This is a genomic window from Emticicia fluvialis, from assembly GCF_024793945.1.
Lineage (GTDB): Bacteria > Bacteroidota > Bacteroidia > Cytophagales > Spirosomataceae > Emticicia > Emticicia fluvialis.
Map to the genome: position 1 here is coordinate 1 of NZ_JANUSD010000008.1, position 20,179 is coordinate 20,179.

Consider the following 20,179-nt stretch of genomic DNA (forward strand, 5'->3'; position numbering starts at 1 on the left):
AAAATAGGACTATTTATGTACTTTTTGAATCTTACCAGGTAAAATATCGCTACGCCGCTTAGTAAAACCCGAATCATTCCTATCTGAACTAAAAAAAGAAGCTGCCCCTTTTTGGACAGCCTCATTTTTGTTTACGTTTACTCCTGCACATCACCCGTATAAAACTGCAGCAGTTTCTGCTGGTAGCGTACCTGAATGGTAGCGCGGGCTACATTTACTTTGGCTGATGCCAGCGAGTTTTGTGCCGTAAATAAATCTATTAAGGTAGCCAGACCATTCTGAAAGCGGCCTTGCTGTAACTCAAAAGCGGCTTGTGCTGCTGATAACTGCGCCTTTGCAGTGGTGTACTGTTGTTGTGCGGTTTCGTAGTCGGTCAAGGCTTGTTTAATTTCTGCTCTGATCTGGTCTTGCCTGTCCTGAATATCCAGTTGGCGGTTCATTTCTTCTATGCGGTTTTTGGCAACAGCCGTTTTGGTCTGGTTGCGGTCAAATATATTCCAAACCAGATTTAACCCTGCATATACGTTTACCTGATTGCCTAACTGGCGTAGCATATTGCGTTGCTCAATGCTGCTCAATACATCATTACCATTGATATTCTGCTGGAAAAGGTACCTGCCTGCGGTGGTTAAACCTCCCGTAGCAACCAGTTGGGGTTTTAAATTGGCCTTAATAATCGGGGTTCTCAAGGCAATGGCCTCACGTTGCTGCTTCAGTGTCAATAAATCATTTCTTCTGTTATAAGCTGAACTGATTGCCTCCTGCGTTGAATAACCAGGCAGGCTCTCGTCGGGTAAATCCTGAAAATCGTACTCCCCGGCTGGCAGGTTTAATCTACGGATTAAGAATATCTTGTGGCTCTGTAGCAGGTTTCTGGCAGCTATTACCTGTTGCTCGTCCAGTCGGGTTTGTGCCTGTTGCTGGTAAAGTTCATTGGGTAATCTAAGGCCGGCTTTTACCAGCCCTGTCAGCACGGTATCACGTTCTTTAGACAGTTGCCAGTTCTGTTCGGCAATCTCAATTAACCGGCGGTCGAGCGATAATTGCAAAAATGCCAGGCTCAAGTCATTGGTTAGTTGCTGACGCGTAAATTTAAGCTGAGTGGTTGCCGCTTCTTCTGTTTTTTCTGATACCAGCACCTGATACCTACGGGCAGCGCCATCGGCCAACACATAGTTACTGTTGGCCTGCAGGTTTAGCCCTGTATAAGTACTGGCTACCAGAGAAGGCGTAGCCACGGTAAGCAGGTTACTGCCCGACTGGAAATTGAAGCCGCCGTTAAATGTAGCATTAGGCAGGAAGAGGTTCTTGCTTCCGTAAACATCCCATCTGGCAGATTCAACGCTATTCTGTGCTTTTTTAATGCCCACATTCTGCTGTATGGCCATTTGAAGCGTTTCCTGAAAACTTAAAGTTTTTACCTGTGCCGAAAGGGTGAATCCACAGCCCCAGATACATAAAATCAATATGACTCTTTTCATTATTTAGTTGCCGGTTTATTAACCACTTTTACCAGTGTGCTATCTATTAATGAGTTTCCTACGTTCAGGGCCACCACGTCTCCTTCGTTCAGGCCTGCATAAACCCGGTAATGAAGCCCGTCTCCTGCACCTATTTTGATGGGTCTGTAAAACACACGGTTGTCTTTAATAACAGGTGCAAAATACTTATCACCTTTCACCACCAATGCCTGAGCAGGCATGCTTAGAAACTCCTGAGCAGGCAGGTGAATCAGCACTTTCAGAAAACTGCCTGCCAGTATCTGGTTATTGGCGTTGTTGTATTCAATCTCGGCCAGCATCATGCGCGTGCGCGCATCCAGTTCGCCGGTCATACGGGTAATACTGGCATGCAGGGTATCGGCCGAGCCCGGTACAAGAATATCAACCGGTGTACCCGGGCGGATAGAGGCGGCATCGGCCTGCTCTATAAATATTGTAATCCTTAAACGATTTACCTGTGACACCGTAACCACAGGCAACGCACTGGTTTGTGAGGATGTAGCAGCCTGCAATAAAGCGCCTACGTCGGCATAACGTGCTGAAACGTTACCCGCAAAAGGAGCTCTGATGATGGTGTAAGACAACTTCTCCCGCTGGGCATCCAGGCGGGCTCTGGCCATTTCAACATCGGCGCGTGCTTTATCGGTTTCCTGCTCGGTTACATATTTTTTCGACAGCAACGACTCAACCCTGTGCAGGTAGCTTTGCTTTTGTTTCAAATCTGCCTCTAAGGCCAGTTTTTCCTGTTCCAAATCCGGAGACTCAATCACAGCAATGGTCTGGCCTGCTTTTACGTTCTGCCCTTTGTCTACATATAATTTTTGCAGATAACCACTTATTTTGGCAAAAAGTGTAACCGATTGGTAAGGACGCGCCTCTGCCGATAACATCAGGGTTCTTTCTGACTTTTGCCTGCTGATAGTAATGGTGCTTACCGAGGTAGCATCGGCTGTTTTAGAAACCGGAGGTTCGGCAGAATCAGCCCGGTTTATCACAAAAATCCCAACCCCTACAGCCACCACAATGATGGTCAATAATCCGATCCGGCGAAGATTTTGTTGATTTTTCATATTACTTACTTGTTTTAAATGTCTGTTTGTTTCAAGGGTTTTGTTTTATCAGGCTTCTGATTGGCTGTTGTCATCTTGGTCGTCCAGCAGGCTTATATTTGCTTTGGCTTTACCTTTATATAAACCGGCATACACGGCCGGAACTACAAAAAGCGTAAACAGCGTGGCAACAATCAGGCCACCTATAACGGCACGTGCCAATGGTGCATTTTGTTCTGAGCCTTCGCCCAGGCCAATCGCCATCGGAATCATCCCTAACACCATGGCAAGGGCTGTCATCAGAATAGGGCGCATACGTACCTTTCCTGCCTCGGTAACGGCTTTTAGCACGGTATAGCCTTCTGCCCGCAAATCATTGGCATAGCTCACCAATAAGGTTGCGTTAGAAGCGGCAATACCCACCGCCATAATTGAGCCCATCAGCGATACTACATTGATGGTAGTGCCGGTGGCAAAAAGAAACAGGATGATGCCCATCAATGCACCGGGAATTGATACCAGTACAATAAGTGGGTCTTTCAATGACTGAAACAAAACTACCATCAGTACATATACCAGCAATATGGCCAGCACCAGACCCTGAGCCATATTAGTAAATGACTCGTTCATTACCTGACCTTGTCCGCGCACGTTAATGCTGAATCCCTTAGGCAACTGCCCCATTTTTTTTATGATGCGCTCAATATCTGCTGACACTGAGCCTAAGTCGCGGTCTTCTACATTGGCCGATACATTCAGCACACGCTGGATATTCTCATGGTTTATCTGGCTTGGCATAACGCCCGGGGTAATTTCTGATACATTACGCACCGTCTGGGCTATCTGCCTGGGCACGTCTGTTGGCTGAATTGTCGAGTTACTGCTTAAGGCATTGGCCGTAGCGCTGGTGGTGAGCGGCAGATTCATCAGGTCACTTACCGACTGAATCTTGCTGCTTGGTGTTTTTACTACTACCGTATAGTTTACATTATTGGCCGGGTTCAGAAAATAAGAAGGTGCAAACAAACCACTCGACGACAGGTTTACCAATAAATTACTGGCCACGTCTCTCTGGCTAAGGCCCACCTGTGCTGCCCTGATGCGGTCAACGTCTACTTTCAGGGTAGGGTAGTCTAGTACCTGTTTAATGGTAACATCTTTTAAGCCGGCTACTTTTCTCAGTGAATCCCGCAATACTTTGGCCATTTCGTAGCCTTTGTTATAGTCGGTTACTTCTATCTGCACATCAATCGGCGAACTCAAGCCGAAGTTCAATACCTGCCCCACCATGTCGGCTGTCTGAAAATACGACTGTGTTCCGGGAAACTCGTTATTCAGAACCTCCCTTATCTTGTTTCTGTATATCTCGGTTGGTTTGTGGTCTTTCTTCAGGGCAATCATAATTTCGGCGTCCATACCGTTTACGTTGTCAGACTGCACATAGGCCAGGTTAAAGAAAATCGGCACACCGATATTGGCGCTGATAGTACTTAATTCTTCCGGAGGAACAATCTTCCTTACGGCTTCTTCAATTCTTTCTACATATTTTTCTGTTTCTTCAATACGCGTGCCAAAAGGCGCTCTGAAATGCAGTTTCATAAAGCCCGTATCTGTAGTGGGGAAGAAGTCGGTACCTACCATTGGGGTTATGAGTACAACCGTTAGCACTACCAGAACAAGCGAGCCTGCCAATAGCAAGCCCTTCTGTTTCAGCATTTTGCCCAGGCGGCTGGCGTAGGTATTTTGCAGACGTTCAAACTGGCGGTCTCTCCAGCGGTCAAATCGGCTGCCATGTGCTTCATGCGCCCCTGCCGAAAGCATTAATCTTGAAAGCAGCGGCACGAGTGTGCGCGATAGCACGTAAGAGGTAAGCATGGCCACTACTACCGACAAGGCCATTGGCACAAACAGAAACCCTGCCGGGCCAGTAATGAACAAAACCGGAATAAATACAATACAGATAGATAGCGTAGCAACCAAAGCAGGCGTAGCAATTTCGGCTGCCCCGTCTAGTATGGCCCGAACGAGCGATTTACCCATGCCTAACTGGCGGTGGATACTCTCAATGGCCACGGTGGCGTCGTCAACCAGCATACCTACGGCTAATGACAAGCCGCCCAGCGTCATGATGTTCAGCGAGTTGCCCGTCAGGTCTAAAACAATAATGGCTGTCAGGATTGCCAACGGGATAGACGTGATAACGATGAAAACGTTACGCCAGTTACCCAGAAATCCGAATATCATCAAACCAACCAGAAATATAGCCAGAATCATCTCGTGCAACACGTTATCTATGGCTGCACTTACAAATATACTCTGGTCGAAATCGGTCGTTATTTCCAGACCTTCAGGCGCCACTTCTTTTATTTTAGGAATCATGTTTTTTGATGATTCCACAATGGTAAGAGTAGAAGCGCTTGATTTACGCAAAATGGTAAGATAGCTGGCGTGCTTGCCATTAATGCGTACAATATTGGTTGGGTCGGCAAATGAGTCGGATATCTTACCGATGTCTTCAATTTTAATGGTCTGGCCGTTAATTACCTTTACCGGAATATCATAAAACTGGTCAACCGTACTCGGACTGGCGTTCAGTGCTATGTTATATTCGGTTTCGCCCATACGGGCTGTTCCTGCCGGCAGAATAACGTTTGAGTTCTGCAGGGCAGAAATAACATCAGCGGCCGACAACCCTTTGGCTGTTAGCTGGGCAGGGTCTATGTCAATATTAATCTGGCGTTGCTTCCCCCCATAAACACCGGGGGTCTGCAAGCCCGGAATAGTAAATAAACGCAAACGCAGAAAGTTATTGGTGTAGTCGGCCACGGCATCTTCGCCCATGGTGTTACTTGAAATAATCATGTGTAACACCGGCAGGTTAGAGGCATTATAAGGCAGTAAAACAGGTGGCTGCATACCCGGAGGCATCTGCCGGAGGGCTGTGGATGATACTGCCGAGATTTGTGCCAGCGCCTGGCCCAGGTCTGTGCCGGGTTGAAAATACACCCGTAACAAGCCAATACCCGGAATAGAGCTTGACTCAATACGCGACACCCCCTGTACCTGAGAGGAAATACCCCTTTCGTTATTAATAACAACCCGGCGCTCCATATCCTGGGCAGAAAGACCCGGATATGCCCAAACGATGTTAACAACAGGTATATCAATTTTCGGGAAAATATCCGTTTGCATCGAACGGATTGCCATAATGCCCCCGAGCATCATCAAAAATGCCATGACGGCAATGGTATAGGGGCGATTAAGGGCTAATCGAACAATCCACATAAGTAAAGATTTAGGTTTTAATTATAACTATCAGACCGGCAGATTAACTAAGAACCGAGGGCTCCAGTTGCCATACAGCCAGGTTTTCCTGCAAATGTTTTTCAGATGATGTTCCCGGAATGGGAATAATATTTGATGACTTTCTCAAAAGCCAGAGTAACGAAAGTTGAGGCAGGGTAATACCCAGCTCTGCGGCTTTCTGCCGGTATTTCGGGGCTTTATCGGTGTCAATCATTGCTGTGGGGCAATAGGCAATAAACGCAATGTTTTCGGCGGCACAGGCTTTGGCAAAGTCCAGATGTGTCTGGTTAGTAATGCTGAGCGAATTTTGTACCGAAACTATTTTTGTAATGCCCTGCGCCAGCCTTAACTGCGCCGGTTTTACATTAGATAAGCCAATCTCTTTGATTTTCCCCTGCTTCTTCAGTGTTGCCAGCATCCAAACCGATTCCTCAATTGGTACTTCGGGGTCTACATCATCCAGCTGATACAAATCAATGGCTTCCACATTCAGGCGTTTCAGGCTGGCTTCAACAGCGGTTTTCAGATAACCGGGCTTACCACTGGCGAATATCTTGCCGGGAGCATATTTTACTGCCCCTCCCTTGGTAGCTACTATTACTTCATGCCTGAAAGGCTCTATGGCCTCGGCTAAAATCAGTTCAGAACAACCCGGGCCGTAGGCATCAGAAGTATCAAAAAAATTGACACCCAGTTCGTAGGCCTTCCGTATCACTCTGATAACCGCCTGGCGGTCGGTGGGTTCACCCCACAACCCCGCCCCCGTTGTAGCACGCATGGTACCCAGGCCAATCCGGTTTATAACCAGCGAATTGCCGATGGTGTATTGTTTGGTAAGTATGTCCATGAATACTATAATAGAAAATAGGCCACAAAGTTCAGTTTACAAAGCCTGTCAAGCACGGTAAGTATTGCATGAAGAATGGTAAAAATCGAAGATGCAGATACCCAAAACTCATGTATTATATAATTATAGCAAGATTTATTATAATTTGCAAATCATAGCCGTTCTCTTATAGTGTACTTTCAGGCGGTATGCATGCGGTATTCGCGGGGTAGCATTCCTGTTGATTTTTTAAAGAATTTGGTAAAGTTGGTTGGTTCGTCAAAGCGTAGCCGGTAGGCAATCTCTGTTACAGAGAGTTCTGTTGTATGCAGCAAAGATTTGGCCTCAAAGGCCAGTCGTTCATTAATCAGTTGTTTGGCCGACTTCCCCAGCTCGCGGCGTAGCATATTGCTCAGGTGATTAGGGTGTACATTCAGTTGCTCGGCAAATTCGTTTACCGAAAAAACCTTTCCTGTTCTGCCTTTTGATAGCAGCAGAAAGTGTTCTTCCAGCAGGCGTTCGAAAGCGCTGGTCAGTCTTTGGTTTTTTGAATCACCGGCCGTTTGGTTGGTATGTGCCTGGTAGGTTTCCTGTGCCTTAATAAAAAAAATTTGGATCAGATGGCGCAGGATGTCCCAGCGAGACGCACCCGTATTACCTGCTTCTTTCAGCATGAGATCAAACAGGTCTATAAAGGGCTGTTGCTGGTCGGGTGTCAGGTCAAATACAGCCCTGCCTTCCAGCTGATACATGGGCAGGTCTTTTACGCACTGCAGGCCTTCCGGGGTAGAGGCAAAGAAATGCTCGTTGAAAAAGCAAATGTATCCCGTCAGGTCTTCCAGCCGATGGTATTGCTGCAAATGCCAGGGGCTTAAAAAATACAGCGTGCCGGCCTGCATCATAAAGTCTGAAATACCAACTTTAAACGCCAGCCGTCCGCTTGTTATAAGGGCAAAAATGTAGCAGTCGCTTCTGTAAACAGGGCTAAGGGCAGGTCTTGTTTTCATGGCTTCTTCAAACCTGTATAGCTGGAAATCAGACGAATACGGATTGGGTAAGCCTAAAGCCTGCATCAGTTTTGTGATGCCAATAAATACTTCGAAGTCAGGCGTTTTCACAAAAATTGGTTAAAAGCCCAAAAGTACAAAATGAAAGCAGAAATAGAATTTAAAAACTAATTAAATTCGTCCTTAAAAAACCTGATTTGCTCATGTTTTTTGGCCGTTCATCCCAAACGCATAATTTTTTAGACCAAGTATCTTGCATTGCATAGTACCTTTTATTATCTTTGTCATGTTAAATCGAGCAGAAACTGCTTTAAACGATATAGATAATATGGATTTAGAAAATGCTCAAGTGCAGATGCGGAAGGGGATACTGGAGTACTGCATCTTACACATAATTTCGAGGGGTGAGATTTATGCCTCCGAAATTCTGGACGAACTTATCAATGCCAGAATAATGGTAGTTGAGGGTACGCTCTATCCACTGTTGACACGCCTTAAAAACTCTGGTCTTTTAGATTACAAATGGGTTGAGTCAACCTCGGGGCCGCCAAGAAAATATTATGTATTAACCGAAACCGGGCAAATGTTTCTGGAAAACCTTAATGGTACCTGGAATGAGCTGTCAGAATCGGTAAGTACCATTATCAGCAAGAAAACCAAATAATCTTACAATACTGAAGACTTACCTTTCTTTTAAATAAGCCACAGCGGCAATTTCCGGTGGTATTTACAGTTTAAGACAATGAAAAAGACAATACAGATAAATATAGCAGGCGTAGTTTTTAATATTGAAGAAGATGCCTACGACAAATTAAGTAACTATCTGCGTTCTATCCAGCAGTATTTTTCTTCTTATGAGGGCAGTCAGGAAATAGTTTCTGACATCGAAGCCCGCATAGCCGAAAAATTCTGGATCAAGGGCAAGTCAGACACCGTGGCTCAGGTAATAACCCTTGAAGGTGTAAACGACCTCATCCAGTCGATGGGCAGTGTGGCCGACTTTGAGGCATTTCAGGAAGAAGAAGACCTTAAAAGCAAAGCTAATGCCAAAGCAGAAAGTACCGCGGCAGGTTCTGAGCCATCTGGGGCTTCTGCTCAGGATACCACCTCTGCAGGCCAGGCAGCCCAGCCTGCAGCCCCTAAACGCCTGTATCGTGATGTAAAACGCAAAGCACTCGGAGGTGTACTCTCTGGTCTGGCGCATTATTTCAATATGGATGTGGTTTGGGTACGCATCATATACTTGTTTTTATTTCTGGGTATTCCGCCTTTGATTGATGACCTGGCGTCAATTTCTGCTTTTGTTTTTCTTGGCTACTTTGTTTGCTGGATAGTGTTTCCACCCAATGCCAACCTTGAAGAAGACGAGAAAATCAAGAAATTTTATAGAGACAACGACAACAAGGTGCTGGGTGGGGTAGCCAGTGGTCTGGCGGCTTATTTCGGAGTCGACGTTACGGTTATCCGCTTATTGTTCGTTATTGGTGTGCCTATTGTGTTTATTGGTGGTATAACCTATATTATTCTCTGGATTGTGGCGCCTAAAGCACAAACCCTTACCCAAAAGATGGAAATGAAAGGTGAGCCAGTTACACTTTCTAATATTGAAACCAATATTAAAGAGGGTCTTAAAGTAGACAAAAGCGCTCCTGAAAATGCCTTGACCAAGATATTGTTATTCCCATTCCGTTTAATAGCGGTTGTTATTAAGGGTATCGGCGATGTATTAAAGAATCTGGGGCCTGTAGTAAGAATTCTTGCGGGTATAGTGCTGATGTGTTTTGCATTGGTAGCTTTAGTAGCGGTAGTAGGCTCTGTGGCTGCGTTTTTCGGAGTAGCCAGTGGTATAGAAGGTACCGAGTTTTTTGATAACAGCCCTTTCAGGGTGTTTGCAGATGACATTCATCCAACTGCCGGTCTGTTTGCCTTTATGGCTATGTTTACCCCTTTTCTTGCTCTTTTACTGGTTGGTTTAATATTAATAACCAACCGCCGGATAGGTACCCGAAATTTCTGGGTTTCGTTACTCGGGCTATGGCTGGCCGGTTTAATGGGAACGGGTATTCTGGCAACTAAATATGCCATGAATTTCAAGAAAAGCGGCAGGGTTGAAGTAACCAAAAACTTCCCTTTACCAACCCAGACCCTGGTTATTGATTCTTATGACAACCATGATGATGAGTTTGACGGAATAGAAGTTAAAAATCAGGTGAGCGTAGAGCTGAAAGGCTATGAAGGCACAGACCTGAAACTGGAACAACGCTTTGAAGCAAAGGGCCGCACAAAAGCAGAAGCAGAGCAAAACGCCAGAAATGTATTATATGAAGTAAAACAGCGTGACTCGGTGCTTGTGTTTAATGAAGAAATGCTATTGGGAGAAAAGGCGCGTTTCCGCCGCCAAGACCTTGATATGACACTTTACATACCTTATAACAAAGATTTTAAGCTAACAAGAAGATTCTATTATGAGGTGTTTAGTCGTTGGAATAATGAATTTGATGTAAACGATGACGATATAGACCGATATACCTTCGTAATGAAGAGGGATTCTGGTATGGTTTGCCGCGATTGCCCCAAACTAAGCAATGAAGAACGCGAAGCCTTAAGAAACAGAGACAATTATAACGACGATGAAATATCGTTTGATACTGAGGTTTTTGAAGGCAAAGGTCAGTTTGATAAAAAGTTTGATGTACGCAATTTTAAAGAAATTGAAGTTGGAGGCGCATTTGTTGTAACGGTGCGGCAGGGAGAAACGTTTAGTGTTGAGGCTAATTCAGACAGCCAGGATAATATTGATGATCTGGATGTAAATGTAAACGGTGGAACCCTTGAAATAGAATACAGAGATAAATTCAGTTTCAGCCGCCGGAATGAAAGAACACGCATTAATATTACGATGCCAAAACTGGAAGGTCTTGACCTATCGGGCGCATCGAGCGTAAAAGTAATAGGCTTTAAAGACAAAACTCAGGACATTAACATTGAATTGTCTGGTGCAGTAAAACTGGCCTTGGACGTTGATGCACGTGAAATAGGCCTGAACGCCTCTGGCGCCTCTAATGCAGACATGCGCGGTTCGGCTAATAAGGTAGATGTAGATGCATCTGGTGCCAGTCATATTAACACACGCAACATGGCAATTGACCAGGTTGAGGCTGACGCAAGCGGGGCAAGTAGCATAAGGCTGGGTAAAGTAAGAGCGCTGAACTCTTCTCATACCAGCGGCGCAAGTAAAATTACCCGTGAGTAACATAAACACGGAGTAGCCCGGAACAAAAAAACTCCTTTTTATTTTGATAAAAAGGAGTTTTTTTTATTTTTGTAATAGATTGATAGTCAGTAGGCTTATCTATAAAATGTAGTTTTTTTCGACGTTTATATAATATTTTAGAAAAAAAACGTTTGACAATTAGTACATTTTAGCAACAAAATACTTGACAAATTAAAAATTGTTATACTTTTGCAGCCACAAATTTTTTGTAACATTAAATAAGGAATAAACTATGTATTGGACACTCGAACTTGCGTCATACCTTGAAGACGCTCCGTGGCCCGCTACAAAAGATGAGTTGATAGATTTTTCGATTCGTTCAGGAGCACCCATTGAAGTTATTGAAAATTTACAAGAATTAGAAGACGACGGACAACCGTACGAAAGCATCGAAGAAATTTGGCCTGATTATCCGACCAAAGATGACTTTTTCTTCAACGAAGATGAATATTAGGTTTTCAGTTATAAAAAGAGCAATAAACACCGTTTATTGCTCTTTTTTCTTGATGAGGCTTGTTATTTTAATTCTTCTTTCAGAAAATACCCCGTATAGCTGCCTTTTACTTTGGCAACCTGCTCAGGTGTGCCCTCGGCAATAATCTGTCCTCCTTTGGTGCCGCCTTCCGGCCCCAGGTCAATCAGATGGTCAGATACCTTGATTACATCCAGATTATGTTCAATAATCAATACCGAATTCCCCTTATCTGCCAGCTTTTGAAGTACCTCCAATAGCTTTTTGATATCCTGAAAATGCAGGCCTGTGGTAGGCTCGTCTAGTATATAAAGTGTTTTACCTGTATCTTTCTTAGATAACTCTTCGGCCAGTTTCACGCGCTGAGCCTCACCGCCAGACAACGTTGTGGCATGCTGGCCAAGCGTAATATAGCCCAGGCCTACATCAAAGAGCGTTTGTACTTTTCTGAAAATTTTCGGCTGAAACTCAAAAAAATCAAGTGCCTGTTCAACCGTCATGTCAAGCACATCTGCTATTGATTTGCCTTTAAAGCGTACTTCCAGGGTTTCACGGTTAAACCGCTTGCCTTTGCAGGTCTCGCAGGCTATGTGTACATCAGGCAGAAACTCCATCTCAATCTTTTTCATTCCTGCGCCTTCGCAGGCTTCACAACGGCCGCCTTTTACATTAAACGAGAACCGACCAGGCTTATACCCTCTTATTTTGGCTTCCGGTAATTCAGCAAACAAAGTACGTATGTCAGAAAACATACCTGTGTACGTGGCAGGGTTACTTCTAGGCGTACGTCCAATCGGGCTTTGGTCTACCTCAATTACTTTATCAATAGCCTCAAGCCCCTCAACCGATTTATACGGCAGTGGCTCTCTTTTAGAATTATAGAAATGACGGTTCAGAATCGGGAACAGGGTTTCATGAATCAACGAAGATTTGCCGCTACCACTTACGCCGGTAATAGAAACCATTTTACCTAACGGTATTTTCAGGGTAACGTTTTTCAGGTTGTGTCCGGTAGCCCCTTTAATTACCAGCGCTTTATCGTTGCCTTTTCTACGTTCTTTTGGTATGTCTATATTTATACGGCCACTTAGGTAGTCAGAGGTGGTACTTCTGTTTGCCAGAAACTCCTGTGGTGTACCTTTGGCTACAATGTTTCCGCCATGTCGGCCGGCTCCGGGGCCAATGTCCAAGATATAGTCTGACTCCAGCATCATGTCTTTGTCGTGCTCTACTACCAGAACCGTATTGCCCAAATCTCTCAGGTCTTTCAGGGCCTGTATCAGTTTTACGTTGTCTCTCTGGTGCAGGCCAATGCTGGGTTCGTCCATGATATACAATACGCCCACCAGCTGTGTGCCAATTTGCGTGGCAAGACGAATCCGCTGCGATTCTCCCCCTGAAAGCGTTCTTAAAGGCCTGTTCAGTGTCAGGTAGTCTAAGCCAATACCCAGCAGAAACCCCAGCCTCTTTCGTATCTCTTTTAATATCTCTTTGGCAATAATATTCTGGCGGTCAGACAACCTGCTTTCCAGGTTTTCAAACCAGGCAGCAATTTCACTGATATCCAATTCTGCCAGTTCGGCAATATTTTTTTTGTCTATTCTAAAATGCAGCGATTCTTTTTTTAACCGCAAGCCATTACAATCAGGGCAGGTTCTTATTACCAGAAAGTCGCGTACCCAATCCTGTATTTTATCGTTGTCAGAGTCCTGCTGGCGTTTCAGGAAGGTAATAACCCCTTCAAAATTGGTGTTCCATTCAGTGCCAGGATATTTTTTTGATGGCACGGCCACCGGCTCTTCACTGCCATAAAGAATGGTCTTCAGTGCCTCGGGTGGTAGTTTATCAATCGGCGTTGAGATATTGGCCTTAAAACTTTTCAGTATAATTTCTATCTGCTTGAAAATCCACAAATCGCGGTATTCGCCCAGTGGTGCAATACCACCGCGGCTAATGCTCAGCGATTTATCAGGAATAATTGATTCTTCGGTTATTTCTTCAATCGTGCCCAAACCATTACAGGTAGGGCAGGCGCCATAAGGCGAATTGAACGAAAAACTGTTGGGCGACGGGTCTTCGTAAGAAATACCCGATTTAGGGTCGGTCAGGTTCTGCGAAAAATACTGTGCTTTGTCTTGTGCATCTACCAGCATCATAGACCCTTTGCCTTGCTTCAAGGCCGTGCTGACCGACTGGTTTAAACGATATCGGTCTTCAGATTTGGGTACTATTCTGTCAATAACCACTTCAATATCATGTATCTTGTAGCGATCCAGCTGCATTTTTGGCGTTATGTCTGCTATTTCGCCATCAACGCGCACTTTGTTATAGCCCATTTTTGCTATCTGAACAAACAATTCCCGATAGTGTCCTTTCCGGCCTTTTACCAATGGCGCCAGTAAAGTGATTTTCTGGTTTTCGTGCTGTTGCAGAATCTGGTCAATAATCTGGTCCTGCGTTTGCTTCACCATTTTATCGCCGGATACATAGCTGAATGCCTCACTGGCACGCGCAAATAGCAGGCGAAGGAAATCGTATATTTCGGTGGTTGTACCCACTGTAGAGCGGGGATTTTTTGAAGTAGTTTTTTGCTCGATCGAGATAACCGGCGACAAACCATTGATTTTATCTACATCCGGCCGTTCCATGTCGCCGATGAAACTTCGTGCATAAGAAGAGAAGCTCTCCATGTATCGTCTCTGGCCTTCGGCATAGATGGTATCGAAAGCCAGTGAAGATTTGCCACTACCCGAAATACCTGTAATAACGACAAGCTTGTTACGGGGGATGTTGACGTCAATATTTTTTAGATTATGTTCTCTGGCACCTAAAACCTCTATCTGGTCAAAGCCGGTAAGGTCGATGTCGTTCAATTGTTTTTCGCTCACAAGTATAAGGCAGATTATTTAAAACTAACGAAAAACAGGGGCTTGTGGTTCCTGTTTAAAACTAATTAAGCGGCCATAGCCGCTTAATTTCAGTATCATACATGTACAGATTTCTTAGTACACCAGAATCCTGTTATTAATCATCTCCCGGGCCGCTTCAGCTATACCTTCAGGGTCAAAACCACACTCACGGTGCAGCTCAATCTGCTCACCATGTTCCACTATACGGTCCGGAATACCCAGGCGTTTTACCTTGGCGGTATATTCATTATCAGCCATAAACTCTAGTACGGCACTTCCCATGCCACCTTTCAGGCAACCGTCTTCTACGGTTATTACTTTATCAAATTGTCTGAACACCTCATGTAAAAGAGCTTCGTCCAGTGGTTTTACAAATCTTAAATCGTAATGTGCTGCGCTTATACCTTCGGCCTCTAACATTTGGCAGGCCTCTACTGCATAATTGCCTATGTGGCCAATAGTTAGAATGGCAATGTCTGCACCATCTTTTATTTTTTGCCCTTTGCCGATGGTCATTTTTCTGAGTGGTCGTCTCCAGTCAGGTAAAACTCCCTCGCCACGCGGATACCGTATCGTAAAGGCTGTTTTCAGCTTTTGCGACTCATCCAGCTGGAAGGTGTACATCATATTCCGCAGCTCTTCTTCATTCATAGGGGCGGCTATTATCATATTCGGTATGCAGCGCATGTAAGCAATGTCATAAGCGCCATGATGCGTAGGGCCGTCGGCACCGGCAAAACCCGCTCTGTCGAGGCAAAAGATAACCGGTAGCTCTTGTATGCACACATCATGAATTACCTGGTCGTAGGCGCGCTGCATAAAAGTTGAATAGATGTTGCAATAAACTACCATTCCCTGGGTAGCCATTCCGGCAGAGAACGTAACGGCATGTTGTTCGGCAATGCCTACATCAAATGCCCTGTCTGGTATGGCTTTCATCATTATATTTAATGATGACCCTGAGGGCATGGCAGGTGTAACACCAATAATTTTAGTGTTTACTTCGGCCAGCTCAACAATGGTATGGCCAAATACATCCTGATACTTAGGAGGCATTGGCTTGTCATATACTTTTTTCTTTATTTCGCCGGTAACTTTATCAAAAAGCCCGGGGGCGTGCCATTTGGTCTGGTCTTTTTCAGCCGGGGCATATCCTTTACCTTTTACTGTAAGACAGTGCAGGATTTTCGGGCCCGGAATATTCTTCAGGTCTTCCATTACGCTTACCATGTGGTCAAGGTCATGACCATCAATGGGGCCAAAATAACGGAGATTTAACGCTTCAAATAAATTACTCTGGCTAAGCAAGGCGCCTTTCATGGCGTTTTCTACCTTTTGCACAATTTCTCTGGCACTTTTGCCAAAGGTGCTCATTTTACCCAGAAGATTCCAGACATCATCTTTGGCCTTATTGTAGGTCTGTGATGTGGTAATGTCGGTCAGATACTGCTTCAGCGCCCCAACGTTGGGGTCAATAGCCATGCAGTTATCGTTCAGAATAATCAGCAGATTGGCATCTTTAACATCACCGGCATGGTTCATTGCTTCAAAGGCCATTCCGGCTGTCATAGAGCCGTCGCCGATTACGGCAATGTGCTGGCGTTTTTTGTTGCCGTTTTGCAGCGAGCCAACCGCCATACCCAGGGCGGCTGATATTGATGTAGAAGAATGCCCAACACCAAACGTATCGTATATGCTCTCTTTTCGTTTCGGGAAACCAGAAATACCGCCATAAAAGCGGTTAGTATGAAACTGTTTTCTGCGGCCGGTAAGAATCTTATGGCCATAGGCCTGATGCCCCACGTCCCAAACGAGCTGGTCATCCGGCGTATTGAATACATAATGCAGGGCTACAGTTAGCTCAACCACACCAAGGCTTGCGCCAAAATGCCCACCATAAACAGACACAATATCTATAATAAACTGTCGGAGTTCGTCGGCAACCTGCGGAAGTTTTGAGCGGTCAAGTTTTCTTAGATCGTAGGGTTCTTCAATATTTTCCAGAAGTTCGCCGGGTGTGATGAGCATATCTTTATAACAAATTACAAGTCGATTGTTCTGCTTAAACTAAAGAAATTATAAAATGTTTATTTTCATTGTAAAAATTTACATTTTTCGCCCAAACAGTTTGCCAACCATACTTAATTTTGAAGTATGAAGTTAAATGAAGCCAACAAAGGTATAAAAAATAACAGAATTTACTTGAACTAATCTTTCTTTTGGCTGGCACGATAAAGCTTATGCTTTTCTTCTTTGGTAAGGCTTTCATAGCCAGATTTCCCAATTTTGTCCAGAATAGCATCTACTTCATCCTGGTCCGGAAAATAATTGGGGTCCAGGCCGGAGCTGCTCATACCTTTGTTAGATACCGTAGACTCACTGTATCTTCTTTGCGGTATTTTCATTTTGGGCTTTGGTCTCCAGAAATCACTCCACCAGTCAGCAACGGCTTCAATAGGGCTGCCCAAGTTAACCCCTTTGCGCAATAAATAAATGTAAGAATAGCCTGCCAAAGCACCACCCAGATGAGAAATTCCACTGCTGGGCACTATAAAAGAAAGGAGCAGAAAAAACCAGGCAATGTATTTTATTTTAATAAGAAAAAGCCCGAAAAAATAAAACTCGTATTCAGGCAGAAGCGTTACGGCCGCAAACATAACCGCACATACCGCAGCAGAAGCCCCCAGTATTGTTGAATTGATGTTATTAACCTGAGGCGCCAATAAAAGCAGGTTATAAATACCCACGTAAATAATGCCACTGAAAACCGCCCCGAGAATATATATACTTAGCAGTTTACGACTGCCTATAAACTCCTGTACCAGGGTTCCAAACCAGAACAGGGTCATCATATTAAAGAGCAGGTGCCAGAAACTGTAATGCGTAAAACCGTAGGTAAGGAGGGTCCAGGGTTGCATCACAAGCTCCCTTAAAGGCGCAACCAATATAATGTTGTTATTGATGGCTCTTTCAATAACACTGCCGCCGGGAACAAAAGACAATATAAAGCCTGCCAGAATTAAAGACAAGAAAACCACCGCATTGATGAGCATTAGTTGCACCAATGTGTTCCCACGACGAAAAGGTCTTTTTATGTCTTCTAAGAAATTTGCCAACTTCTCTGTTTTCCTTAAACAAATTTAAACAAAAAATTAATACCGCATTTTTCCGAAACCGAAATATCTTAACAGAATGAAGCCTACCAGCAGGCCGCCTACGTGTGCAAAATGAGCTACTCCCATTGATGAGCCATGAACCCCAGAGTATAACTCATAGATACCATAAAAAGCGACCAGATACTTGGCCTTAATGGGTATCGGGAGCGGGAAAATAATCAGCTCGTTATTCGGGAACAGATAAGCGTATGCTATCAGAATACCGAAAATCGCGCCCGATGCCCCCACCATTGGCGTTAAGGCCAGTAAAGCGTAAGCATCTGACTCCGGCGAGAACTGTAGCATATCGTAAATATTTACAAAAGTGTAAATAAAGCTAGCTCCGACCCCCGTTATTAAATAGTATATTAAAAAACGTTTCGAACCCAAAAATGTTTCAATGCCCGAGCCAAAAATAAGTAAAGCAAACATATTACTTATTAAGTGGTTAAGGTTGGCGTGCATAAACATATAAGTAACGGGCTGCCATATCTTAAAATTCGGGTTCAGTAGCATCGATTCGCCAGGCAGAATCGGATTATAGAACGCAAATTGTTGTGTAATGTAATCATCATTGAGAAAGCGCGACAGAAAAAATACTACAACATTTATTATCAATAAATTACGGGCAACAGGGCTTAAATAAAACATATCTTTTGATTTATTTTTTAATAATGAGTTCGGCCAGGCGTTCTACCGATAAAATGGTCATAATCGGTTCTCCACTCGGAGTATAACCCGGAACAGCCGTTTCAAAAAGTTGATGAATCAGTAAATTTATTTCAATTTTCGAAAGTTCGCCAATATATTTGGCAGAAGATTTTTTTGAGAACGAGCGCGCCACATTCTCAATCACATCCAGATGTAAATCGCTTTGGTTGGTCTTATATTGTTGTAATAACCCCTCAAAAATCTCTTTTTCGTTTTCTTCCTGCACCTCCGGTGGTACACCACTTATTTTGATGGTGTTCTGCCCGAATTCTTCAAAAGAAAAACCCAATGCCTTAATCTCATCCTGTATCTCAAGCACCAGTTGAAAATCAGCAGGATGGAGGTCCACAGTTTTCGGGAAAAGCAGTTGTTGCGTAAACGAGTTTTTATTTTTCAGGTTGTTATGATACTTCTCGTAAAGAATACGCTCATAAGCGGCTCTCTGGTCAATAAGCATCAAACCACTTTTGGCCTGCGCCACAATAAACCTGTTCTGAACCTGAATAGCCGTTATTTCTTTTATTTCGGCCAGCCTTTTGCTTTCGTCAAGAATAATATCATTGGCTTTGCTGCCCAGTGTTATGGGTGCATCGGCAGGAGAGGCGGCACTCTGAAAACCCAGCGTACTCTGGTTATTGGGCTTGAAACTCTCCATCCCTTCAAACAGTTTACGCCAGTTTTCGGTATTTCCTCTGTCTCTTAATGAATCAGTCATTGACGCTAGTGACTCAAGCCCCCTTCGTGGTTTTTCAAAATCTGAAATGGACTGGCTGATGGGCGTTGGTGTGTCGCTGAACCTGCCGGTTGAAGTGATATTGCCAAAATTAATATCAGATTCAAAATCAATAGTAGGTGTCAGGTTATATACGCCAATGGCCCGTCTTACTGCCGACCTGATGATGGCATACACGGCTCTTTCGTCATCAAATTTTATCTCCGTTTTGGTAGGATGAATGTTAATGTCTATGTGTGATGGGTCAATCTCAAGAAATAACACGTAAAACGGGCTGCTGCCTTCGGGTATTGTGGCCTCAAAGGCACTTAGCACGGCATGGTGCAGGTAATTATGCTTGATAAACCGTTTATTGACAAAGAAAAACTGCTCACCGCGCCCTTTCTTGGCCGACTCCGGCTTACCCACAAAGCCTTCTACATTTACAAAAGGTGTTTCTTCTTCGCAATTAGCTAATTGCTCGCGGTAGTTTTTGCCAAAAATATCAATAATCCTGCGGCTTAGTTTTCCGGCCGGAAGGTTATAAACCTCCACATCGTTATGGTAAAGCGTAAACTGAATTTCGGGGTGTGCCAGTGCCACACGCTGAAACTCGTCCAGCACATGCTTCATTTCAACCGGGTTCGACTTCAGGAAGTTTCTTCTGGCTGGCACGTTAAAAAACAGATTTTTTACCTGAAAATTAGTACCCTTGGTACAAGATACAGACTCCTGACTTTTTAACTCCGAGCCTTCAATTCTAATCATCGTTCCCACCTCGTCATTTTGTCGGCGTGTACGTAATTCTACCTGAGCCACCGCGGCTATTGAAGCCAGCGCTTCGCCCCTGAACCCCATGGTACGTATGGCAAACAAATCATCGGCTGTTTTAATTTTTGAGGTAGCGTGCCGTTCAAAACTCATGCGTGCATCAGTGGCCGACATCCCCACGCCGTCGTCAATTACCTGTATCAGGGTTCTGCCGGCATCTTTTACAATCAGTTGTATGGTCTGGGCCTGGGCGTCTATCGAATTCTCCAATAATTCTTTTACTACTGAAGCCGGTCTTTGCACAACTTCTCCCGCCGCAATCTGATTGGCAATCGAATCAGGTAGTAAATGAATAATATCTAGCATTTGTATGTATTTTTGCCCTCTTAACTGTTTTTAATTATCTAATTAACCTTAATTTTAAACCAAATTGTTCCTGTCTTGCAAATAAATTCAACCCCAAAGGCTTACACTTGCTCAGGGCC

13 protein-coding genes are annotated in these 20,179 nt (G+C 44.3%); 3 read left to right on the plus strand and 10 right to left on the minus strand.

All coding sequences use genetic code 11. The features are described from left to right. Positions 1–137: 137 nt before the first annotated feature. The 5 genes from NZ848_RS10630 to NZ848_RS10650 all read right to left on the minus strand — a co-directional run bounded on the left by NZ848_RS10630 (position 138) and on the right by NZ848_RS10650 (position 7,801). Entirely contained in the window at positions 138–1,481 is a 1,344-nt protein-coding gene (locus NZ848_RS10630; protein WP_259015470.1) for a TolC family protein, read from the minus strand. Then, positions 1,481–2,572, minus strand: coding sequence for an efflux RND transporter periplasmic adaptor subunit (locus tag NZ848_RS10635; RefSeq protein ID WP_259015471.1), 1,092 nt, complete (start codon positions 2,570–2,572; stop codon positions 1,481–1,483). The genes NZ848_RS10630 and NZ848_RS10635 overlap by 1 nt, the downstream gene beginning before the upstream one ends. A gap of 48 nt (positions 2,573–2,620) precedes the next feature. Further along, entirely contained in the window at positions 2,621–5,836 is a 3,216-nt protein-coding gene (locus NZ848_RS10640) for an efflux RND transporter permease subunit (RefSeq protein WP_259015472.1), read from the minus strand. Between the two features lie 43 nt (positions 5,837–5,879). Continuing rightward, complete coding sequence (locus NZ848_RS10645) at positions 5,880–6,704, minus strand: aldo/keto reductase (protein ID WP_259015473.1); 825 nt, start codon at positions 6,702–6,704, stop codon at positions 5,880–5,882. A gap of 179 nt (positions 6,705–6,883) precedes the next feature. Then, complete coding sequence (locus NZ848_RS10650; RefSeq protein WP_259015474.1) at positions 6,884–7,801, minus strand: helix-turn-helix domain-containing protein; 918 nt, start codon at positions 7,799–7,801, stop codon at positions 6,884–6,886. A 217-nt stretch (positions 7,802–8,018) separates the two neighbouring features. On the opposite strand from NZ848_RS10650, the gene NZ848_RS10655 reads away from it, so the two are divergent. The 3 genes from NZ848_RS10655 to NZ848_RS10665 all read left to right on the plus strand — a co-directional run bounded on the left by NZ848_RS10655 (position 8,019) and on the right by NZ848_RS10665 (position 11,418). Beyond that, complete coding sequence (locus tag NZ848_RS10655) at positions 8,019–8,354, plus strand: PadR family transcriptional regulator (RefSeq protein WP_253532324.1); 336 nt, start codon at positions 8,019–8,021, stop codon at positions 8,352–8,354. Between the two features lie 78 nt (positions 8,355–8,432). Continuing rightward, positions 8,433–10,943 carry a PspC domain-containing protein gene (locus NZ848_RS10660; RefSeq protein WP_259015475.1) on the plus strand — a complete coding sequence of 837 codons (2,511 nt, stop codon included), beginning with the start codon at positions 8,433–8,435 and terminating at the stop codon, positions 10,941–10,943. Positions 10,944–11,196: 253 nt separating this feature from the next. Beyond that, entirely contained in the window at positions 11,197–11,418 is a 222-nt protein-coding gene (locus tag NZ848_RS10665) for a DUF2795 domain-containing protein (protein ID WP_015028821.1), read from the plus strand. Positions 11,419–11,480: 62 nt separating this feature from the next. Here the strand turns inward: NZ848_RS10665 and uvrA are convergent, their stop codons facing one another. The 5 genes from uvrA to mutL all read right to left on the minus strand — a co-directional run bounded on the left by uvrA (position 11,481) and on the right by mutL (position 20,060). Further along, a complete protein-coding gene (uvrA, locus tag NZ848_RS10670; protein ID WP_259015476.1) occupies positions 11,481–14,324 on the minus strand; it encodes an excinuclease ABC subunit UvrA in 2,844 nt (947 codons plus the stop codon). A gap of 114 nt (positions 14,325–14,438) precedes the next feature. Continuing rightward, complete coding sequence (dxs, locus tag NZ848_RS10675) at positions 14,439–16,373, minus strand: 1-deoxy-D-xylulose-5-phosphate synthase (protein ID WP_259015477.1); 1,935 nt, start codon at positions 16,371–16,373, stop codon at positions 14,439–14,441. 179 nt (positions 16,374–16,552) lie between these two features. Further along, positions 16,553–17,461, minus strand: a complete 909-nt coding sequence (locus NZ848_RS10680; RefSeq protein ID WP_253532331.1) for a rhomboid family protein — start codon at positions 17,459–17,461, stop codon at positions 16,553–16,555. Positions 17,462–17,497: 36 nt separating this feature from the next. Further along, positions 17,498–18,151 (minus strand): rhomboid family intramembrane serine protease, encoded by a 654-nt coding sequence (locus tag NZ848_RS10685; RefSeq protein ID WP_101728186.1) that lies wholly within the window; start codon positions 18,149–18,151, stop codon positions 17,498–17,500. A 10-nt stretch (positions 18,152–18,161) separates the two neighbouring features. Then, positions 18,162–20,060: a DNA mismatch repair endonuclease MutL gene (mutL, locus tag NZ848_RS10690; protein ID WP_259015478.1), complete on the minus strand. Its 1,899-nt coding sequence runs from the start codon at positions 20,058–20,060 to the stop codon at positions 18,162–18,164. Positions 20,061–20,179 lie beyond the last annotated feature (119 nt).

Coding starts and splice junctions, on each gene's coding strand:
- NZ848_RS10640 (WP_259015472.1), bottom strand. CDS start 5,836: ATGTGGATTGTTCGATTAGCCCTTAATCGCCCCTATACCATTGCCGTC.
- NZ848_RS10660 (WP_259015475.1), top strand. CDS start 8,433: ATGAAAAAGACAATACAGATAAATATAGCAGGCGTAGTTTTTAATATT.
- NZ848_RS10655 (WP_253532324.1), top strand. CDS start 8,019: ATGGATTTAGAAAATGCTCAAGTGCAGATGCGGAAGGGGATACTGGAG.
- NZ848_RS10665 (WP_015028821.1), top strand. CDS start 11,197: ATGTATTGGACACTCGAACTTGCGTCATACCTTGAAGACGCTCCGTGG.
- NZ848_RS10645 (WP_259015473.1), bottom strand. CDS start 6,704: ATGGACATACTTACCAAACAATACACCATCGGCAATTCGCTGGTTATA.
- NZ848_RS10635 (WP_259015471.1), bottom strand. CDS start 2,572: ATGAAAAATCAACAAAATCTTCGCCGGATCGGATTATTGACCATCATT.
- mutL (WP_259015478.1), bottom strand. CDS start 20,060: ATGCTAGATATTATTCATTTACTACCTGATTCGATTGCCAATCAGATT.
- dxs (WP_259015477.1), bottom strand. CDS start 16,373: ATGCTCATCACACCCGGCGAACTTCTGGAAAATATTGAAGAACCCTAC.
- NZ848_RS10685 (WP_101728186.1), bottom strand. CDS start 18,151: ATGTTTTATTTAAGCCCTGTTGCCCGTAATTTATTGATAATAAATGTT.
- NZ848_RS10630 (WP_259015470.1), bottom strand. CDS start 1,481: ATGAAAAGAGTCATATTGATTTTATGTATCTGGGGCTGTGGATTCACC.